The 19,698-nt window shown below is 40.2% G+C and carries 22 protein-coding genes and 1 pseudogene; 11 read left to right on the top strand and 12 right to left on the bottom strand.

Annotated features, from left to right (window positions below; translation table 11 throughout):
* Window positions 1–92 precede the first annotated feature (92 nt).
* Window positions 93–308, top strand: a pseudogene (locus NDN60_RS03685) (glycerol-3-phosphate cytidylyltransferase); the annotation flags it as partial.
* Between the two features lie 43 nt (window positions 309–351).
* Here NDN60_RS03685 and NDN60_RS03680 read toward each other — a convergent pair.
* Both NDN60_RS03680 and NDN60_RS03675 read right to left on the bottom strand, forming a co-directional pair.
* On the bottom strand, window positions 352–897 hold the full coding sequence (locus NDN60_RS03680) for a sigma-70 family RNA polymerase sigma factor (protein ID WP_099947731.1): 546 nt from the start codon (window positions 895–897) through the stop codon (window positions 352–354).
* 204 nt (window positions 898–1,101) lie between these two features.
* Window positions 1,102–1,920, bottom strand: a complete 819-nt coding sequence (locus NDN60_RS03675; protein ID WP_099947730.1) for a hypothetical protein — start codon at window positions 1,918–1,920, stop codon at window positions 1,102–1,104.
* Between the two features lie 191 nt (window positions 1,921–2,111).
* Between NDN60_RS03675 and galU the strand changes: the two genes are divergently transcribed.
* Window positions 2,112–3,014: a UTP--glucose-1-phosphate uridylyltransferase GalU gene (gene galU, locus NDN60_RS03670; protein WP_099947729.1), complete on the top strand. Its 903-nt coding sequence runs from the start codon at window positions 2,112–2,114 to the stop codon at window positions 3,012–3,014.
* A 200-nt stretch (window positions 3,015–3,214) separates the two neighbouring features.
* On the opposite strand, the gene NDN60_RS03665 is transcribed toward galU, so the two are convergent.
* The 5 genes from NDN60_RS03665 to NDN60_RS03645 form a co-directional block, all read right to left on the bottom strand.
* Window positions 3,215–3,352, bottom strand: coding sequence for a hypothetical protein (locus NDN60_RS03665; RefSeq protein ID WP_011375194.1), 138 nt, complete (start codon window positions 3,350–3,352; stop codon window positions 3,215–3,217).
* Window positions 3,327–3,899 carry an accessory gene regulator B family protein gene (locus NDN60_RS03660; RefSeq protein ID WP_157771049.1) on the bottom strand — a complete coding sequence of 191 codons (573 nt, stop codon included), beginning with the start codon at window positions 3,897–3,899 and terminating at the stop codon, window positions 3,327–3,329. The genes NDN60_RS03665 and NDN60_RS03660 overlap by 26 nt, the downstream gene beginning before the upstream one ends.
* A 19-nt stretch (window positions 3,900–3,918) precedes the next feature.
* A complete protein-coding gene (locus NDN60_RS03655) occupies window positions 3,919–5,247 on the bottom strand; it encodes a sensor histidine kinase (RefSeq protein ID WP_056948066.1) in 1,329 nt (442 codons plus the stop codon).
* Entirely contained in the window at window positions 5,240–5,971 is a 732-nt protein-coding gene (locus NDN60_RS03650; RefSeq protein ID WP_099947727.1) for a LytR/AlgR family response regulator transcription factor, read from the bottom strand. The genes NDN60_RS03655 and NDN60_RS03650 overlap by 8 nt, the downstream gene beginning before the upstream one ends.
* A gap of 366 nt (window positions 5,972–6,337) precedes the next feature.
* Complete coding sequence (locus tag NDN60_RS03645; protein WP_011375190.1) at window positions 6,338–6,748, bottom strand: peptide deformylase; 411 nt, start codon at window positions 6,746–6,748, stop codon at window positions 6,338–6,340.
* A gap of 391 nt (window positions 6,749–7,139) precedes the next feature.
* On the opposite strand from NDN60_RS03645, the gene NDN60_RS03640 reads away from it, so the two are divergent.
* The 5 genes from NDN60_RS03640 (at window position 7,140) to NDN60_RS03620 (ending at window position 12,052) form a co-directional block, all read left to right on the top strand.
* Window positions 7,140–7,574, top strand: a complete 435-nt coding sequence (locus tag NDN60_RS03640) for a hypothetical protein (RefSeq protein ID WP_099947726.1) — start codon at window positions 7,140–7,142, stop codon at window positions 7,572–7,574.
* Window positions 7,575–7,780: 206 nt separating this feature from the next.
* On the top strand, window positions 7,781–9,217 hold the full coding sequence (locus tag NDN60_RS03635) for an amino acid ABC transporter substrate-binding protein/permease (RefSeq protein WP_099947725.1): 1,437 nt from the start codon (window positions 7,781–7,783) through the stop codon (window positions 9,215–9,217).
* Window positions 9,217–9,951 (top strand): amino acid ABC transporter ATP-binding protein, encoded by a 735-nt coding sequence (locus NDN60_RS03630; protein ID WP_011375187.1) that lies wholly within the window; start codon window positions 9,217–9,219, stop codon window positions 9,949–9,951. The genes NDN60_RS03635 and NDN60_RS03630 overlap by 1 nt, the downstream gene beginning before the upstream one ends.
* Before the next feature lie 102 nt (window positions 9,952–10,053).
* Complete coding sequence (rfbB, locus tag NDN60_RS03625) at window positions 10,054–11,055, top strand: dTDP-glucose 4,6-dehydratase (RefSeq protein WP_099947724.1); 1,002 nt, start codon at window positions 10,054–10,056, stop codon at window positions 11,053–11,055.
* Between the two features lie 100 nt (window positions 11,056–11,155).
* On the top strand, window positions 11,156–12,052 hold the full coding sequence (locus NDN60_RS03620; protein ID WP_011375185.1) for a DUF975 family protein: 897 nt from the start codon (window positions 11,156–11,158) through the stop codon (window positions 12,050–12,052).
* Window positions 12,053–12,092: 40 nt separating this feature from the next.
* Here the strand turns inward: NDN60_RS03620 and NDN60_RS03615 are convergent, their stop codons facing one another.
* On the bottom strand, window positions 12,093–12,983 hold the full coding sequence (locus NDN60_RS03615) for a diacylglycerol/lipid kinase family protein (RefSeq protein WP_011375184.1): 891 nt from the start codon (window positions 12,981–12,983) through the stop codon (window positions 12,093–12,095).
* Window positions 12,984–13,139: 156 nt separating this feature from the next.
* Here NDN60_RS03615 and NDN60_RS03610 point away from each other — a divergent pair, with 156 nt between their 5' ends.
* Window positions 13,140–13,958 (top strand): TIM barrel protein, encoded by an 819-nt coding sequence (locus NDN60_RS03610; protein WP_016265518.1) that lies wholly within the window; start codon window positions 13,140–13,142, stop codon window positions 13,956–13,958.
* Here the strand turns inward: NDN60_RS03610 and NDN60_RS03605 are convergent.
* The 4 genes from NDN60_RS03605 to NDN60_RS03590 form a co-directional block, all read right to left on the bottom strand.
* Window positions 13,955–14,254, bottom strand: a complete 300-nt coding sequence (locus tag NDN60_RS03605) for a hypothetical protein (RefSeq protein WP_011375182.1) — start codon at window positions 14,252–14,254, stop codon at window positions 13,955–13,957. The genes NDN60_RS03610 and NDN60_RS03605 overlap by 4 nt on opposite strands.
* A complete protein-coding gene (locus tag NDN60_RS03600; RefSeq protein WP_076632340.1) occupies window positions 14,241–15,065 on the bottom strand; it encodes a hypothetical protein in 825 nt (274 codons plus the stop codon). The genes NDN60_RS03605 and NDN60_RS03600 overlap by 14 nt, the downstream gene beginning before the upstream one ends.
* 192 nt (window positions 15,066–15,257) lie before the next feature.
* Complete coding sequence (locus NDN60_RS03595; protein ID WP_011375179.1) at window positions 15,258–15,479, bottom strand: DUF2922 domain-containing protein; 222 nt, start codon at window positions 15,477–15,479, stop codon at window positions 15,258–15,260.
* A gap of 32 nt (window positions 15,480–15,511) precedes the next feature.
* A complete protein-coding gene (locus NDN60_RS03590; RefSeq protein WP_011375178.1) occupies window positions 15,512–15,724 on the bottom strand; it encodes a DUF1659 domain-containing protein in 213 nt (70 codons plus the stop codon).
* Window positions 15,725–15,918: 194 nt separating this feature from the next.
* On the opposite strand from NDN60_RS03590, the gene NDN60_RS03585 reads away from it, so the two are divergent.
* From NDN60_RS03585 to NDN60_RS03575, 3 genes are read left to right on the top strand one after another with little or no spacing between them, the layout of a single operon-like run.
* Window positions 15,919–17,115 carry an acetyl-CoA C-acetyltransferase gene (locus tag NDN60_RS03585; RefSeq protein WP_099947723.1) on the top strand — a complete coding sequence of 399 codons (1,197 nt, stop codon included), beginning with the start codon at window positions 15,919–15,921 and terminating at the stop codon, window positions 17,113–17,115.
* The gene (locus NDN60_RS03580; RefSeq protein ID WP_099947722.1) at window positions 17,108–18,376 is read left to right on the top strand and encodes a hydroxymethylglutaryl-CoA reductase, degradative; all 1,269 of its coding nucleotides are present in this window, start codon (window positions 17,108–17,110) and stop codon (window positions 18,374–18,376) included. Before NDN60_RS03585 ends, NDN60_RS03580 begins: the two co-directional genes overlap by 8 nt.
* A 14-nt stretch (window positions 18,377–18,390) precedes the next feature.
* Window positions 18,391–19,554, top strand: a complete 1,164-nt coding sequence (locus tag NDN60_RS03575) for a hydroxymethylglutaryl-CoA synthase (RefSeq protein ID WP_099947721.1) — start codon at window positions 18,391–18,393, stop codon at window positions 19,552–19,554.
* Window positions 19,555–19,698 lie beyond the last annotated feature (144 nt).

Below are 19,698 nucleotides of genomic sequence, written 5' to 3'. Positions count from 1 at the left end.
GTAATCACTCCCTATATTGGTTGGAATTAGCTACTACCATTGTAAGTGATTGCTTTGGGCTTTTTAATTTCTGTTCGGATTAATTATAGAATTTGCCAGCTATTAAATATGTTGATGAAGTGATTCCAGAAACAGATTGGGAACAAAAGAAAACTGACGTTGCTAAGTATGATATTGATACATTTGTCATGGGTGATGATTGGAAAGGTCAATTTGACTTCCTAAAAGATCAATGTGAAGTAATCTACTTACCAAGAACAGAAGGTATTTCAACAAGTAAAATTAAAAACGATTTGAACATCAACTAAAATAAAAGGTCTCTCATTCTTACGAGAGGCCTTTTATTTTTTATTAGATTAACAACTTACTAAACTTCTTCTGCACCCTAAATTTAATATTATTAGCCGTTCGCCGCGTGATGTTTAAGTCCACGGCGATTTCTTTTAGGCTGGCGTTGGCAAAGTAGCGTAGGACTAGGAAGCGACGTTCACGCGGGTCGCAGACCTGATAGAGTTTTTCGAAGAGGTCGTTATAGATGACGGCATTATCTGGGTCGCAGTGGGGATCACTGATTTGGTCGAGGTAGTCCATTAGGGCATCGTCTTCAGATAGACGGTTAACGAAACCGATTTGTTTGTTCCGGCCGTTTTCTTGTCTGAAGTGTCGCATCGTGGCCCATTTAATCGCTTGGTAAGCGTAGACGATGAATTCGTGCTCTTGGGTCTCAGGATCGCCTGGAAAGCGCTGATAGGCATCAATGAAGGTCAGGATGGCTTCTTGGTAGAGATCATCGAAATTCTCGTGATAACGGTTAATATGGAGCGATTTGAGGGCACCGTAAATAAAGTTGTCGTCTTGGAGTAAGAGATTAAAAGCGGCTTGGTTAGATTTGGTCATTATATATCATCCTTTAGGCCGCGAGCTCGCAGTGAATTTTCCCGGTAAGTTCACTATAACGACTTGGCAATCAAAAGAATAACGAACGTTTTTGATGATTAATCAGAGTGAAACGTTGGTTTTATAGGAATTCGTAAGTAGTAATTTCTGAAACAAGTGTTATTTAATCTTGAAAATCGGTGAAAAGCCAATATTTCGGGTGTTTTATAAATCGCGTAATTTCCTGATAAAACCGGGTACACCTTGTAAATACCAGCTAAATTCATGAATCGGATATTCCTTGTATTCTTGTATGGCCGCTTGGTAGATATAATTTGATTTGTGAATTTCTAAGTCATCTAGGAGCCGAATCAATTGTTGTAGGTTATTCGGTACCATGCTACATAATTGGCAATGACAGTAATCATAGCTGTGGATAATACTACTGTTAAAGCAAGATTGCAGTTCGATGGTATAGCCGAAGTTAGTTGCGCAAATCCCGAGGCTCGTGCGTAGAATCCGGCCGATTGCGGCACATTGATGAATTTCGGTCTCTAACTGACGTCCTTTGTAGAGGAGTTCGCAACTTGTTTCATTCAGGAAAGTAATCCGCAGATGATCACCAGCTTGTTCGTAGTATTTAACGTAGTGTAGCGCTAACCAACTCGCGTTTTGATGGGCAGTGCCACTAAGCGGTAGAAATTGGTATTCACCGTTAATTTGCGGTAGTTTCCGTAGGTGGCCGAAGTTATGATAGATGTGTCGCATTTGTGAGAAATCAATGAGTTGTTGACGGTTATACTGGCGCATTAATTTGCGGGTTGAAAGGGGCGTCGCTTGCAGGCCGTTGTTACGACTGATAATTAAACTGCGATGTTTATTAGTCGCTAGCAACATGGTATCGGAATTAATACGATAATGGTTGATATACGGGCAACTAATTGATTCACGAAAGCGCAGATCATAATCGACGGTTTTGATTAAAGGTAGGCAATCTGGACAAACTGTGTGTTGGAGCGGGACGGTACGCGTATGTAGTAACATAGAAACCTCCTAATAAACTATTCAATTGAGGATAGCAAACATTAACAAGCGCTTACAAATTTAATGTGATTATGTTAACAAACATGTGTTAAGATATTAATATTTTTCTCATTTTTGAGCGTCTAAGGGTCACAAATCGGCCTGAGTATGGCATACTATGATTAGACTATGATTAATGGGGGATTCTTTAAATGAAAGTACGCAAAGCAGTTATTCCAGCAGCCGGATTGGGCACTCGTTTTTTACCAGCTACCAAAGCAATGGCGAAGGAAATGTTGCCAATTGTTGATAAACCAACGATTCAATTTATCGTGGAAGAAGCAAAGGCTTCAGGGATTGAAGATATCTTAATTATCACTGGTAAGGGCAAACGGCCAATCGAAGATCACTTCGATTCAGCACCTGAGCTGGAACAAAACTTAAAAGCTAAGAATAAGACGAAGATGTTGAAGATGGTCAATGAAACCACTGACATGGGCGTTAACCTCTATTTCATTCGCCAATCACATCCTAATGGTTTAGGGGATGCTGTTCGTCTTGCGAAGTCTTTCGTGGCTGACGAACCTTTCGTGGTCATGTTAGGTGATGACTTGATGGAAGATGAAGTGCCATTGAGCAAACAATTAATTAATGAATATGAAGAAACACATGCCTCACAATTGGCTGTTATGAAAGTACCACATAACGAAGTTGATAAGTATGGTGTCATTAACCCTGAAAACAAGGTTAAAGATGATTTATACAATGTTAAGAACTTCGTTGAAAAGCCAGCTGTTGATAAGGCACCTAGTGATTTAGCCATTATCGGTCGTTACTTATTAACTCCGGAAATTTTTGATGTCCTAGAAAATCAAAAACCAGGCCTTGGTGGTGAAATTCAATTAACCGATGCAATCGATGAATTGAACAAGACCCAACGCGTCTTCGCTCACGAATTCAAAGGCCGTCGTTACGATGTTGGTAACAAATTCGGTTATTTAGAAACAAGTATTGAATATGGCTTAAAACACCCAGAAGTGAAAGATGACTTGAAGAAATATATTATCAAATTGGGTGAAGAATTAAAACAAAGTGAAAAGAAAGAAAATAAATAGAGTTCTGACTCGAACGGGTTGGCTTTGAGGATTAACAAGAAAATGGGGATTATGGCGGGTTTAGCCATGATTCCCATTTTGTGGTTAACCGGAAAAGGCAGTTCGAGAAGCACGTTTAAGTGAAGGGTGCTGACCATCGCGGTTAGTAATTGAGCATAAAAAAAGATCTCGTCATTGACGGGATCTTTTTTTGTAATGAATTAGTCAATACTCTTAAGGTATTTGTCTAATTCAGCTGGTTTTTTAACTTCGTAGCTCCAGCCTGCAGAAACAGTTTTTGAGTTTAAGCGCATCTTTAATACGATGGCTTCTCTAACGTAATTTAGGACTTTTTTCATGAGATATCACCTCCTTTAAATGAGATATTGTGACTAGTACTAAAGTTGCCAGTGTCGCGGCACCGATTGGAACGACTAAAAAATGGAAGAACAGACACAAAACTGAGAATAAGCCGAAAACGATAATCGTGATCCGATTACGCTTAAACTTTTCATTTTTAACACGTTTATCTTCTATAAGTGGTGTTCCAAACCAGAAAGCAAGGGCTGATAGAAGCGAGAAAATAATCGCGATAGTGGTATTGAATAATAGCCATTGCGCGAGATAGATGGCAACAATAGCCAGAGAAACGGATGTCAGATAACAATTTAAATAGGTCCGACAGTGATAGCCGCCGGTTTGTGTATGAATGATTCTAAAGAGAATCACATAACCGACAGTGAGCCAAAATTGATGAGTGCTGAGCCCAAATAATAAGATGGAGGCCGTAATTAAAAACTCATTAATTGTTAGCTCAACGCCATAATTGTAGAAGACTTGTTCGTCTGCTGAAATCACTTTTTTTCTAACGAGTAGATTAGTAATCATTTTTGTAAGGTTTTCCAAGCCACCAACACCGCCATTATTATTTTTGATCAATCGGTAATAAAACAAGCATGTCAAAGTGTGTTTCATCGTAGGCTATTTTATAATCACCGTCTAGTCGATCGATGCTCTTCTTAATAATCCCGATACCTAGTCCGTGATGTTCATGCTTAAACCAACTTTTGTTAGAAAGGTTTACCCTACTACCTAAATGGGTTTCGGCATGAGAGTTATTAACGATTAATACCAATTTGTGTTTGTATTCAAAAATCTTAACGCTAATTTTTCTTTTTTCAGGGGGCAGCTTTTCGGTTGCGGCAACGGCATTTTTTAATAAGTTAATTAGTATGTTGGAGAGGGAAACGGGTTCTAACGATTCAGTCTGGACTTGGTCCACTTTAAGTGAGAGTTCGATATCCTTAGAAGCACATAGTTGAATATTGTTGTTTAAAACGGCATCAATATAGACATTCCCGGTTAAAACCTGGGCTTTAACCTTCTCCAATTGCCCTGTAATCTGGTTGATATAATTAATGGCTTCAGTATCAAGCTCATTTTCAATCATGTATTTGATTGACATGATGTTTTCTTTAAAGTCATGCCGCATATGACTGAGTTCAAGTTCTTTTTTATTTTGAATTTTAATTTCGTTTTTTAAGACAGTAGAAGCCGCTTGAAGGTTAAGTTCAAATTCACGATTTTGATAGTAGAGGCTTAGTTGTGAAAATAGGTAAATCGTTAAGCAGATAGTGATATTGAGTAAAATAACCATAATTAGTATTTTATGGGATAACGGGCCCGTATTGTTAAGTTGCAAGTTGCCACTGATGATAGACATGAAATTGTCAATTAGGATGGCACCAATGATTAAAATACAGTTCATAATCATTAAATAGTGATACGAAATATTTAAATTCAGTTTATTGAAAAAGTGGTAGTAGCCATAAATTAGAAGCAACATGATCGACTTCGTCAGAATATAGAATAGGATGCCATAAAAATCTGTAACGTCGATAACTTGTAGGATATTTTTATTGAGAAGGTTGGAGAGTATTAACCCAGAAAAAATATCAGAGAAATAAACAAAATAGTAACCTAATGCAACAAAGTAAAAGATTTTAATTATTTTATCTTTAAATAGTAATATTGATGAAAGGCTCACAGCGATGGGGATTAGCAGTGCACGGATATATGGTATTGATTCAGAGATAAAAATAGTAAGGTATGAATCTATCGCAATGAGTGTGATTAGCACAGCAATCGCCCGGCTTCGTTGAATAAAACGCGTATTTAAAAATAAAATCAATAGTACATAAAGGATGGTCACTTCAATCACAGTCGGTGTAACGTAGATAATTAGATTAGTCACTGAGAATCCCCCGTATACCGCATATAAATGCTTCTTGAACTTCTTTTTTTCGTCGACGGCTTAAATCTAGTTTTTCACCATTATCCATTAGGATGCTGGTGTTTTTAATTTCATTAATAAAAATTGGATTGACGGAGAATTTCCGATGCGTTCTCAGAAATCCCTTCTCAACTAGCGAATCTGTTATTTCTTGGAAGGTATAACCGATAAGTTCAAATTGGGTTTGATCGGCCAGATGGAGATAAACTTTCCGATTGAGTGATTGAACGTAAATAATGTCATCAAGATAGACTTTTTTATAGAGTTCTTCACCAGTTGTTTCGCGTAGTTTCAGTCTGAGATATTTGCTATTTTCAAAAGCCACAGAGCGACTCAGCCGTGCCAGTAAGTTATCAATACGCTCACTGAGATGATCTTTAGGTAGAAAATCATAGATATCATATTGCAAGGTATTTAGAATTTCTTGTTCATAACGGGTGACAAAAATAATTTTTACCCGCTTATCAAGATTGCGAATTTTGTGGGCTAACATTTTACCATTAATTTTGGGCATATAAATGTCGATAAAAAGGGCGTCGAATACACCGGGTTTAAAGGCATCGAGTAGGTCGGTTGCATTTGTAAAAGTCTGATAAGTTGCTTTGATGGCTAATGATCGATCGATTTCTTGAGTGATTTTTTTTAGAAAACACTGATTATCGTCACAAAATGCAATATTTAACATCAAAAGTGCTCCTTATATTACTTGATTATTTAATATTCTATCACTATTATTAATAAAATAGCATCTTTAACCTGTCACGTTTTTACCAAAAAATGCTATTATTATGCCCTTTTAAGTCATTAATATGGCGTTAAAAGACGATTGTTAAAAGCGCTAATTACTTGAACGGTTAATATAAATGTCGCAACGGTAATTTTTGTTTCGAAAATAAATTAAATTAAATGCTAGAACTAAGCTGATTTTTTAGACGGCAAATAGTATAATATCCGAATTTAATTTTTTAATTAATTTAAATTAATTAAAAAAATTTTTAGTGATATAAAAAAGCCACTAGACCAAATCGGACTAGTGGCTGTGTAATAGGAATTAAATGAGGATGCCCTCACAATGATCTATTTCATGTTGGATAATTTGAGCTACCCAGCCAGAAAAAGCTTGTTGCTGTGCTTTAAATTGGCGATCTTGATAGCTTACTTCAATTGTTTCATACCGTTTTGTTGAACGTTGGCCAACAAGTGATAGGCACCCTTCTTCAGTTTGATAAGGGTTGCTGTGACGGATAATCTTGGGATTGACCATAATTACAGGGAGAATCCCCATTTGGACGATAATAATCCGTTTATTAACGCCAATCATATTAGCAGCCATGCCGACACAACGATCGGTGTTAGCTTGTAATGTATCAATTAAATCGGTGATAACTGCTGTATCTGCAGTTGTGGCAGGTAGGGCCACCTGGCTCAAAAATTCGGTATCATGCATAATCGGCTTAATCATAAAAAAACTCCTCACAAGTTAATAAGCCTATTATAACAGAATCATGTTGCTCAAAGTGATTCACGAACTGCCCAAATTGGGACAAAATAACGGTTGACAATATAATTTTATTTATAAAATTTAATTTATATGAACTGAATTTTATAATAGGCTAATCAATATTAAAGTGGTCTAGTGCAAGATAGATTTAGTGGTTTATTGTTTGTGGTATTAGTAAACTATTACACCGAGCGGTCATATAAATGGCCTTAATGGTCTATATTGTAAAAAATTAGAAAAAAAGAAAGCGATTAACATTGCTAATAAACGGTTTATCGTATTATATACAATGGTAACTATTAGAATTTGGAAGACTTTAAGCTCTATAACAATAGAGGGGAGAAATAATAAAATGTTAAGTCAAACAGAAACGTTATCGTCGGTTACTTATATCATGCGCTGCAACCAGGTCGTTGAGAAATTATTAGTATTTGATACGGTTTTTAACGAATACACACAAACCTGCCGTAATATCGTATTAGGCAGATGTTTGGCTAATGAGAATCTGCATTCCTTGAAGAAGTATTTCCAGAAGAATTTGGTGAATTTGCGACATTTTGTGGAATTGACTGAAAGTATTAATCCGCCAAGTTATTTTACTGAAACTAATCAACGGTTAAAGGAAGCTTTTAGAGGATACGCTGAAAGTGTTGAAAAAATGTTATCAATCATTGAAACAGAGAACGATTCGTTAATATTAGAAAAATTACAGGAGATCCGACAAATTCAAAAAGATTATTGTCATCAAATTAATGAAGCATTGGCGGATGTCGTTAAACTCGGCTAATGCTCGAAATAAAGGTGGTTAACCGGGTAGGTTAATTGCCTTTTTTAGCATTTAGAATAAATAAAAAGTTTATCTTTTAGGCACAAAATGAATAAAAATTCGACAAAGTATGTGTTTTTGATTATAATTATGAGTATAGCATTATAACTAAACTTATTAGTTTTTAATTTTAATGACCGGTAAGAGGGTATAGAGGAGGATTCACAATGAAGAAAATAACGTTATTTTTGAGTAGTTTGTTGTTACTGGGACTGTTTGTATTTGGCAGTCAACAGGTGCAATCAGTGCAAGCGGCTGAGAAAACTTATGAAATCGGAACTGATGTCACTTATCCACCGTTCGAATTTGCGAATAAGGATAATAAGTATGTCGGGATTGATATTGATATCATGAAGGCCATCGCAAAATCAGAAGGTTTCAAAGTGAATATCCAACCTCTCGGCTTTAATGCCGCCGTTCAAGCGGTCCAATCAGGACAGATTGATGGTGTGATTGCCGGGATGACAATTACGGATGAACGGAAAGCAAAATTTGATTTTGCGGATCCTTATTATCACACAGGCGTTGTCATGGCGGTTAAAAAAGACAGTAAGATTACTGGCTTAAAAGGATTGAAAGGCCAACGGGTCGCAATTAAGACTGGGACGGCTGCTGGTGATTATGCAAAATCAAAGGCCAAAGAGTACGGCTTTACAACGGTTACTTTTGATGATTCCGACAATATGTACAATGATGTTGTCAACGGTAACTCAGTAGCCTGTTTCGAAGATGAACCAGTCATGCAATACGGGATTAAGACTGGTTTAGGCTTGAAAATTGTCACGAAGCCAGTTCAAGGCGGCGACTACGGATTCGCTGTTAAGAAAGGCACTAACCCAGAGTTAGTTGCTAAATTCAACAAGGGATTGAAGAAGTTAAACGCCAGTGGCGAATACGCTAAAATTCAAGCAAAATATTTAAATACTAAAGCATCTAGCGAAAAAGAAGCTGATCACAGTTTCTTCGGTTTATTAAAAGAAAATAAGGGCGCAATCTTAGATGGCTTAGGTCAAACATTACTATTAACGGTCATCGCGATCTTCTTCGCAACCATCTTCGGTGTCTTCTTCGGCTTACTCGGCGTGTTACCGAATAAATTTGCACGGGGCGTTTCGGATACAGTGATTTATATCTTCCGAGGCTTGCCACTATTAGTCTTAGCCTTATTCATCTACACTGGGATTCCAAGTTTGACGGGGCAAAAGATTCCCGCAATGGTCGCTGGTGTGATTACACTGATGTTCAATGAAGGGGCCTATACAGCCGCCTTCGTTAAAGGTGGGATTGGTGCCGTTAGCGCTGGTCAAATGGAAGCAGCCCGTAGTTTAGGCCTACCATATGGCAAAGCAATGCGCCGCGTTATCTTACCGCAAGGTATTCGGATTATGGTGCCATCTTTTATTAACCAATTCATCATCACATTGAAGGATACCTCGATCTTATCAATCATCGGTATTGTTGAATTAACGCAAGCCGGCAAGATTATCATTGCTAGAAACCTAGAAGGCTTCAAAATCTGGGGGATGATCGCGTTGATTTACTTGATTGTGATTACATTATTGACATGGTTATCGAAGTATATCGAGAGGAGAATGAATAACTAATGAATAGAATTGAAGTGTCCCACCTCATTAAAAATTATGGTAGTAATGAAGTTTTGAAGGATTTGGATTTAACCGTTGGCAACAATGAAGTGGTTGTTATGATTGGGCCTTCTGGTTCTGGGAAGAGTACTTTTCTCCGTTGTTTGAACCGTTTGGAAGAACCAACGAGCGGCGAAATCATCGTCGATGGTTATAATCTTAGTGATCGTAAGAGCGACTTGAATCAGATTCGGGAAAAAATTGGGATGGTGTTCCAACACTTTAACCTCTTTAAAAATCTCACCGTTGCTGAAAATATCACACTAGCACCTGTTGAACTGGGCAAAATGACACCAGAAGAAGCCAAAGAAACGGCTAAACATCTTTTGGAAACAGTCGGCTTATCGGATAAGTACGATGCCAAACCAAGCTCACTTTCAGGTGGTCAAAAACAGCGGGTCGCCATTGCGCGCGCCTTGGCGATGAAACCCGATATTCTGTTATTCGATGAACCAACATCAGCGCTTGATCCGGAAATGGTCGGCGATGTCCTGGAAGTAATGAAGCGCTTGGCCAAAGAAGGGATGACGATGGTCGTTGTTACCCATGAAATGGGCTTCGCCAAAGAAGTGGCTGATCGTGTCATCTTCATGGCAGACGGGCACATTGTCGAACAAGGCACCCCAGACGATGTCTTCGGCAACCCACAAAACGACAGAACAAAAGACTTCTTGAATAAGGTATTGAATGTTTAGAAAAAGCTGTTTAAAGAGTTACCTGGTTTAAATTACTGGGTAACTCTTTTTTTGTTGTCCGTGCTATGATAAGTGATAACAAGTAGTTGGGAGATTTGATAAATGATACGTCATATTCTTGTAACCGGTGGTGTCGGTTTTATCGGTTCTAATTTTGTTCGCTATGTGGTCCGGCAACAGCCAGAAGTCCATGTAACGGTTTTGGATAAGTTAACGTACGCTGGTAATCGGGCTAATTTAGCCGGCTTACCAGCAGAACGAGTGACGTTGGTAGTCGGTGATATTTGTGATGCACCATTGGTTCAGCAGTTAGTCCAAAAGGTGGATGCGGTGGTACATTATGCAGCTGAAAGTCATAATGATAATTCGCTGCAGGATCCAACACCTTTTATTCAAACTAATATTATGGGTTCCTATACGCTAATTGAAGCCTGTCGACAATATCATGTGCGGTATCATCACGTTTCTACAGATGAAGTTTACGGCGATTTACCGTTAGTAGGTGATGCAAAATTTACACCCGAAACACGTTATAATCCTAGTAGTCCGTACTCCGCTTCCAAGGCGAGTTCTGATTTGTTAGTACGGGCGTGGGTGCGCTCATTTGGGCTACGCGCAACGATATCCAATTGTTCCAATAATTATGGGCCGTATCAACATATTGAAAAGTTTATCCCGCGTCAGATTACCAATATTTTAAGTGGTAGGTGCCCTAAGTTATATGGCACTGGCCAAAATATTCGTGATTGGATTCATACGGATGACCACTCTAGCGCTGTTTGGACAATATTGACACGTGGCCGAATTGGCGAGACCTATTTGATTGGTGCTGATGGGCAACGCACGAATCAAGCTGTTTTGGAAATGATTTTAACATTGATGGGGCAACCCAAGGATGCATATGATCAAGTTCAGGATCGACCAGGGCGTGATTTGCGGTACGCCATTGACGCGACCAAGCTTCGTGAAGAACTTGGATGGCAACCGCAATTAACCGATTTTAAAGTTGGGTTACAGCAGACAATCGATTGGTATCGGCACCATGAGGAATGGTGGCAAGCAGATAAAGCTAAGGTAGAAGCGAGATACGCGCGTAATAAATAATGATCGAATAATACGTGATTTTAATTAACCCCCTGTTCAAAAGAAGTTAATAATAGTAGTATAAAAGAGAATTAATATTAAGTAGTGGGGGAAGATAATCATGAAGTTTTGTCCAAATTGTGGTTCGGAGATCAAGGAGGGGGCTAAGTTTTGTCCCAAATGTGGGTTTAACATCGAACAAATGACCAATCCAAACGCAACAAGTGACAGTGTGAAGAGCCGTTTTGAAAAATTGAAAACGGATGAAGAAATGGCACTCCAATTAGACCAAGTCGAGGGGTTAAATATGACGCGGGCGGACATCAAAAAGGAAGCTCAACGTAAATTATCCGGACGTTATGGCGAATGGATGAAGACCATCTTGTGGTTGGTGGTGGGGATGATTGTTGTCACATTTCTTTTGGTAATGAGTTTTGGCAGAATGATGACGGCCATTGAAATGACAATTTTGGGGAACCTCTACTCTGACCGAGGTCCGACCGGATTTACGGTTTTCTTATGGTTTGTAGTGGTGATTATGCTCTTAATAGTGCTATTCTTAATTGCTTGTTTACGCAAACCCGTTTTACAGTGGTGCGCAATCGTTACTTTACGAGGTCAGCGTGCCGATGGGTTGAAAATTTTTAACTACTTAGTAAAAGCGCAAAAGAACCGGGTGTTAAAAGCAAATGTTTTAACCACCTTCTATCAATTCTGCTGGTCATTGTTATTCGTCATTCCGGGGGTTGTCAAAGGGGCCTCATACGCAATGACTAATGTCTTATTGGAAAAAAATCCTGAAATGACTGCTAGCGAAGCGATTAACATGAGTCGTAAAATCATGCATGGCTATAAATTAGAATTCTTAATCATGCAATATTCATTTTATTTCTGGCAATTATTGGTTGGTGTGACATACGGTCTCGCTAATTTCTATGTGCTCCCTTATCAAAATGTAACTGAAATTCAATTCTTAGAATCACTTTATCAACGTTATCAAGAAAATGAAACGAAATAGAAAAAAGACAAAGTCGTAAGACTTTGTCTTTTTTAATAGCCTAGTGAGGCGTGATGACTTGTAATTTGTGTTGCAATAACCGCATATTTAACGGTGATTTGGTACTAGGATCGCCATCAATGCGTGTTTGCACACTTTCTTGATTGTCAGTGGTAATTGTTATTTTATCAGCTTTAAAGTAGGTCATTCCAGGAATTTTCTTAAAGTTGCCTGTTAGAAAATAGGGGAGAAACATAGCAGAGCGCATTAATGACATTTTAGGAGCGACAAATACATGGAAATAGCCATCATCTGGTTGCGCTTCGGGATTGAATTTTGTAAAACCACCGACGGAATTGGTGAGTGTCACGAGCAAGAACTGTGTGTCTTTTTGCCAGTGACGATGAGGGGTTTCAATTGTTAAAGGGTAATGTTGATGCTTGGCTAATACACGAATACCTTCGTTTAAAAAAGCCAAGGGGCCCCATTTTTGTTTCTCGCTCTGGGTAACATTCAAAGCAGCGTCAGCTAAAATACCAAGCGTCATCGTACTGATTAGATAGTCATCATTGATTTGACCGACATCTAGTGGTTGGAGATGGCCTTGCTGTAGATTTTCAATCGCTTGGTCAATATCTAACGGAATTTGTAAAACGCGGGCCAAATTATTAACGGTACCAGCGGGAACAATTCCTAAATAAGGTGGCTGCTCTAAAGTAGCTAGGCCACTAACGACTTCGTTGATGGTGCCATCACCACCGACAGCGACTACGATATCGAACTGCGCTTGCGCCGCTTTTTTTGCTAAGCGTGTCGCATCTTTAGGGCCTTTAGTAGGCATCAATTCAACCGTCTGCTGGTTTTTAACGAGGGCTTGTTCAATTTTTTTACCAACTGACTCGCCATGATCTTGGCCAGAATGCGGATTATAAATAACGGCATAACGATCCATAAAAAGACCTCCTTTATTAACTAACCTAAGCATAGCAAAAATCTCATGAATAAACATTGAAAACGAATTGAGGTTGGTGCTGAGCCGATAATTGATTAGCATTTTTGCTAAGTGTTAAAATGAAACTAACGTTGAATTATGAAAGTAGGTCAGGCTATGCAACTAGGGTTAAAGGCGGGTGTGAATGACCGTCAAATTAAGGATCGTTTACAATATCATCCCAGCGTATTTGAATTTCATCTGACGGAAGAAGATGTCGCAAGTGCTGGTTTAAAAAGGCTGCGCGATAAGATTCAATTTATCCGTAACCAAGGGGTGCAGCACATTATCTTACACCATCCGATGAATTTTGAAGGCGGTCATCTTGAGTTATCGATGAGTGAGGCCAGTTCACCAGCGCGCTATCGCTTTTTGTGGCAGTCAACGTTGGACTTATTGCAACTCGCTCAAGCAGAAGATGTTCAATTATTAGTCCACGGTTCATATGATGAACCCGTTGAGCAATTGACAGTTGGTTATCGCAATCTCACTGAAGCGGCTGAGGTACTTTTTAAGCGGATGGACTATCTCAACAAGATTGGTCATGATCATCTATTCTTCGAAAATTCGATTTCACCGCTTTTTTATTACGGTAATCCTGATTTAGATCAAGCTATTTTAGCAAAAGGCTATCGATTAGCTTTTGATACGAGCCATTGTTTCATTAAGTACCATGGCGATAATGACGTGTTAGTTCAGAGCTTACAGACGCTAAAACCAGCGATTGCCCATTATCATCTTGTTGATTCATTAGGACTTAAACATGATGGCTTAGAACTCGGAACTGGCCGCATTGATTGGCGCCGGGTTGTGCCGGTTTTAAATCCAGCAGCAACCAATATCTATGAAGTTCAGTTGGCTGATCAAAATGATGCGCGGGAAATGGTTGCGAGTCACCAGTATTTAACCGCTTTGGCGGCTGACTTGCAACATTAGCCGAGCAGAATTTTATTTTGGGCCACGCGGAAACCAAATAGTGGGTAAGCTTGGTCATCCTGATTAACGTAAACGTAGTGTTGATAGTATTCACGGTGATTTAAGAGGAGGCTGAATTCCCATTGGTTGAGGGGATGTGGCTTCTTGGCGACCATCTGTAATAACAGACGCGGTTGTTCATTGTGGACATCTTGTTCAAAACCGGCAATCGGCCAATTTTGATCTGAGCCTTCGAAAAAAATGAGTGCATTACGTGGCGTATCGGCGAGTAACTGTAATAAATCAATGACGCGCATGATATCGACTCCTTTGTGGCATTTTAAGTAGTGTAGCGACAATCAGCCAACTAATCAATGAGAGTAAGACGACGATTGTTAAAATGACCATTAATGGTGTCAGAATAGTTAGTAGCCAACTGGTCCCACTGGTAGTTTGATTGAATAAACTAGCGATGAAAGTGCCCCCGATAATGACGATCAAGGTGGCAATAATTCCGGGAATCATCCCTCGATAATCGGCTTTCGATAAGTCGAAACCACCAATAGCAATCATGCCACAGAGAATCAGCCAAATGAGTAGTAAACTGGGTTTGGTCGTCGTCAGTAGCTGGCTGAATAATGGTTTGACTGCCTGCCATTGCCAAATTGGTTCTTCGGCAAATGTCAGCCAGGTTTGAAAAGTATTGCGGGCTAGTAACCAAGTGAGGCCTAAAATTGCCGCGGAGCAACCAAAAATAGGTGCTAAGCCAATCCAGAAGTTACCAATGGTGGGCCACAGCCGCCCAGAACGATAGCGGTGTTCGACGTGTCCAAGCGAGTGGTCATTAGAATCGTTCAAGTTGCGATTGAGCAGTTGCATGTCAGTAATTTGATGATTGAAGATGAAGCAAAATAATGCGTGGCTCAATTCGTGAATAATGGTGCCGAGGCCACCAATCACAATCTGTGAGCGGGGCCACCAGCGTGCTAAGCGTGTTTTCGTTGAGCGATTAATCACGGTTAACAAGGCGGCAAAGCCTAGTGGCATCAAAATTAACAGGGTACAGTTGCGCATAATGGCAAGCAGTAGTTGTTGCCAATCGATGGTTAGTGGATTTGAAAGTGACATACTAAACCTACCTTAATAACTTAATAAGGGTCATCGTACACCTAAGTCAAGGATGGTGACAAGCGAACAAGCTAAAATTTAAAGAACCCATAAAGGCAAAAAAACGCCCGGAACAAATTTGAATTTGTCCCGGGCGTTTTTTGGATTCGAACTTTTGTTAATCCTCAGGATATACCTGACTGATGCAGACGCTTATTTATCTGAAAAAATTGGTGTTTCAATTCGTTCAACGTACTTGGCTGCGACTGGTGTTTTGTAGAGTTGGATGTCGTCTTTTTCGAAGAGATTAGCGTCGGCGATTTTAATCATTGCTGCTTTAACCACTTCAGGGGTTAGGGATTCGTTGACTTGGCGTAGGCGTAATGTTTTGTTCTTATTAACACTGGTTTTAAATTCTAAATTAAGTTCTTTCATCTTGAATTCCTCCTAAAGAATTGGTATGTTTTTTACTTAGCGTTATAAACTGATTTGGTTGTCAGTTCGGCCATGATAAATTGATCGTCGTCATGCAGACTGGCAAGGGCTTCGCCAACTGCTTGAATTTCGTCGGCTTGTACGTTTTCTTTGACTGCGCTTAAACGCCGCATGAGATGATCGTCTTCATAGGCCTCGTTTTGTAATTCGAACGCAATTGTTGATGTTAACCATGTTGTTTGCATATTGAAAACCTCCAAGTTTTTATTGTAAGGCCACCGGTGAATCGCTTACGTTAATGAGTAAACCAAATCCACCTTAAAATGGTAAACATTTTTAGAATAATCCTAAAAATTAGTTAAAGAAAAGTAAATTTGGCATACAATTGCCAAATTTTTAGTTATAGTAATAATTAGACTTATAAGTGAAGAGGGATATTATGAAAGAAGTAGTCATTATGAGTGCCAAACGAACACCAATTGGGAAGTTTGGCGGGCAATTAGCTAGTTTAACCGCAGTCGATTTGGGGACAATCGCGGCTAAAGCAGCGATTCAAGCAGCTGGCATTGAAGCTGACCAAATTGATCAAGCTATTTTTGGCAATGTCTTACAAGCTGGTTCAGGACAAAATGTTGCTCGTCAAATCGCATTAAATAGCGGTTTAGCACAAACGAGCGTTGCGATGACTGTGAATGAAGTTTGTGGTTCTGGTTTGAAGGCCATCCGTCTTGCACAAAGTGCGATTGTGATGGGCGATGCCGATGTCGTTTTAGTTGGTGGGACTGAAAGCATGTCACAAGCACCTTATTTGAATAAAGGGATGCGTTTTGGCAGTAAGTTTGGTGATCAAACCGTTGTCGATAGTATTAGTAGTGAAGGTTTAAATGATGCCTTCACCGATAAACCAATGGGGATTACGGCTGAAAACGTAGCTGCCAAATACGGCATTACACGTTTGATGCAAGATACATTCGCTCTAGAATCACATCAAAAAGCGGCTAAGGCAACGCAAGCTGGCTGGTTTGATGCTGAAATTGTCCCCGTAACTGTGCAACAACGACGCGCAACCTTCGAAGTGAGCCAAGACGAAGGGATTCGCCCAGATACAACGCTTGAAGCAATGGGTAAATTACGACCAGCCTTCCAAGCAGACGGCACCGTTACAGCGGCCAATGCTTCAGGAATCAACGATGGTGCTTCGGCAATGATCGTGATGTCTAAAGAAAAAGCAGAAGCACTCGGTCTTGTTTACCAAGCAACACTAGTCGGTTATCAAGAAGTTGGCTTGGACCCTAATTACATGGGTTACACACCAGTACCTGCTATCCAACAATTGTTGGCTAAACAAGCTCAAACGGTTGCTGATATTGATTTATTTGAAATCAATGAAGCTTTTGCAGCCTCAAGTGTTGCCGTTCAAAACGGATTAGCGTTAGACACTGCCAAAGTGAACGTTGCCGGTGGTGCGGTTGCTTTAGGGCATCCAATTGGCGCTTCAGGCACACGAATTATGACCACGTTATTGCACCAATTAAAACGGACCAACCAAACAACTGGGGTCGCCTCGTTATGTATTGGTGGCGGCTTAGGGATTGCTTATGAAATCCAACTAAACGAGGCGTGGCTAAATGACTAGTCCAAAGTTTTATCAACTTTCAAAATCAGAACGGTTAGCCCGCTTGGTTGAGGCCAGCCAACTTTCAAAAAAGGATGCACAATTTTTGGCACAAAGCCAACCGTTAGCAGATGAATTAGCCGATAGTATGATTGAAAATTATATTGGACAATATCACTTGCCATTAGGCATTGTGCAAGATGTTATGGTAGCTGGTAAGGTTTATCAGGTACCAATGGCCATCGAAGAGCCATCAGTGATTGCCGCGGCTAATAATGCCGCGAAGATGATGCGCCTAAATGGCGGCGTTACAATTGAAAGTAGCCGACGGGTGATGTTTGGTGAAGTTGTTTTAACTGATTTACCTCAGCTAGCAGATGCTGTAAAATGGGTGGATAACCACTTTACTGTTTTGCAAGCGGTCGCCCAAAAAGCGCATCCGTCAATTGTTAAACGTGGTGGTGGTTTGCAGAAAATTGCAACGACGATCGTTGAAAATCGTTTTCTGAAATTGAATCTTGAAATTGATACTAAGGCTGCGATGGGCGCTAATATTGTAAATACCATTTGTGAGGCGATTGCCCATGCTGTTCAAGCGACTTTAGGTGGGACTATTTTGCTGAGCGTTTTGACGAACGCTGCCTTTGGGTCGGTTGTTAAAGCATCAGTGACGCTTAATCCGGCGACTTTAGCGACGGCGACCTTAACGGGTGAAGCAGTGGCGCAACGGCTGATTGACGCGACTCAGTTTGCTCAGTTTGACGTGGCTCGAGCTACGACGCACAATAAGGGTATTATGAACGGAATTGATGCTGTGATTATGGCAACCGGTAATGACTGGCGGGCGATTGAAGCTGGTGCACACAGTTATGCTGCGCGTACCGGCCATTATCAACCCTTAACGGCTTGGTCGTGGACCACTGATCATCAACTGTGCGGTCAAATTGCCGTCCCATTACCAGTCGGCATTGTCGGTGGTTCAATCGGGATTTTACCGACAGTTCAAGTTGCCCAACGCTTAATGGCCATCGAAACGGTTGAAGAATTAGCTGGCGTGATTGCAGCCATCGGGTTAGGTCAGAATTTAGCGGCCTTGAAAGCCCTCGTTTCAGACGGGATTCAAAAAGGTCATATGGCACTCCAAGCTAAATCACTCGCAATTGCAGTTGGCGCAACGGCCAGCGAATTAACGACTTTATTACCGCAATTATTAAAGGCACCACACTTAAATACTGAAACAGCGACGACTTTATTAAGTCAAATCCGTGCTGAAAACAGATAGATTGGAAGTTTATTATGCAAATTGGAATTGATAAATTGGGTCTTTTTACCCCAAATACTTATTTAGATCTTGTCATGTTAGCAAATGCGCGCGGTGTTGACCCTGATAAATTTACAATTGGGATTGGCCAAGATCAAATGGCGATTGCACCATTAAGTCAAGATAGTGTCACAATGGGCGCTAATGCTGCTTTAGATTTATTAGAAGGCGAATCACGCGACAATATTTCATTGTTAATTTTAGGGACTGAATCAGGCATTGATCAATCTAAAGCTGGGGCCATCTGTATTCAACGCTTATTAGGCCTCAGCAATGCGCGAACTTTTGAAATAAAGGAAGCTTGTTACGGGGCAACAGCTGGTTTAATGACAGCTTATGATTATGTTGCGGCTCATCCGGATCAAAAGGCATTGGTGATTGGTTCTGATATTGCGCGCTACGGTTTAGAAACACCGGGTGAAGTGACACAAGGTGCTGGCGCCGTTGTCATGTTGGTCAGTGCCCAACCACGCTTGATGGTTCTGGAACCAGAAACGAGTGTCCACAGTGCAGATATTCAAGATTTCTGGCGGCCAAACTATTCTAAAGAAGCCTTTGCACGAGGCAAATATTCCACAGAACAATACATCGAATTCTTCCAAAAAACATGGGCGGATTACCGTGCTAAAACGGGGCGGACCATTGCTGATTTCAAGGCTTTAGCTTTCCACTTACCGTACACTAAGATGGGGCTAAAAGCCTTGCGGACAATTCTAGATGAAGGTACTGAAGAACAACAAGCACAACTTTTAGAACGTTATGCTGAAAGTACCTTGTACAGTCGTCAAATTGGGAATATCTATACGGGTGCACTATATTTGGGCTTCCTTTCATTATTAGAACATTCAACTAATCTGGAAGCGGGCGATCGAATCGGCTTTTTCAGTTACGGGTCAGGGGCCGTTAGCGAATTTTTCACAGGGATTCTACAACCAGGTTTCGAAAAACAATTAGCAAAGCAAAAACATGCTGATCTATTGGCCAACCGTCGCCAACTCACGATGGTCGAATACGAAACCCAATTCCAAATGGAACTACCAGAAGACGGTAGTGAATACGAAATTGACCTCACAATGGATAACGCCCCAATTATCCTAAAAGGCGTGAAGGACCACGAAAGAATATATATGACAAGATAGAGTGGCTTAGCAACCGGGATGATTCTGAGGATTAGCCTAGTTAGGGAAATAATCGGTTTTATCGATTATTTAACTGACGTAGCTAAACGCAAGAATCAGGTTGATAAGGCACGTTTCAAAAAGACGCTTTCGATAAGTTAATCT

Source organism: Latilactobacillus sp. (assembly GCF_033176295.1).
Taxonomy (GTDB): Bacteria; Bacillota; Bacilli; order Lactobacillales; family Lactobacillaceae; genus Latilactobacillus; species Latilactobacillus sakei.
The sequence above is the reverse complement of the archived record's forward strand: the minus strand, read 5'-3'. Positions and strand labels throughout refer to the sequence as shown.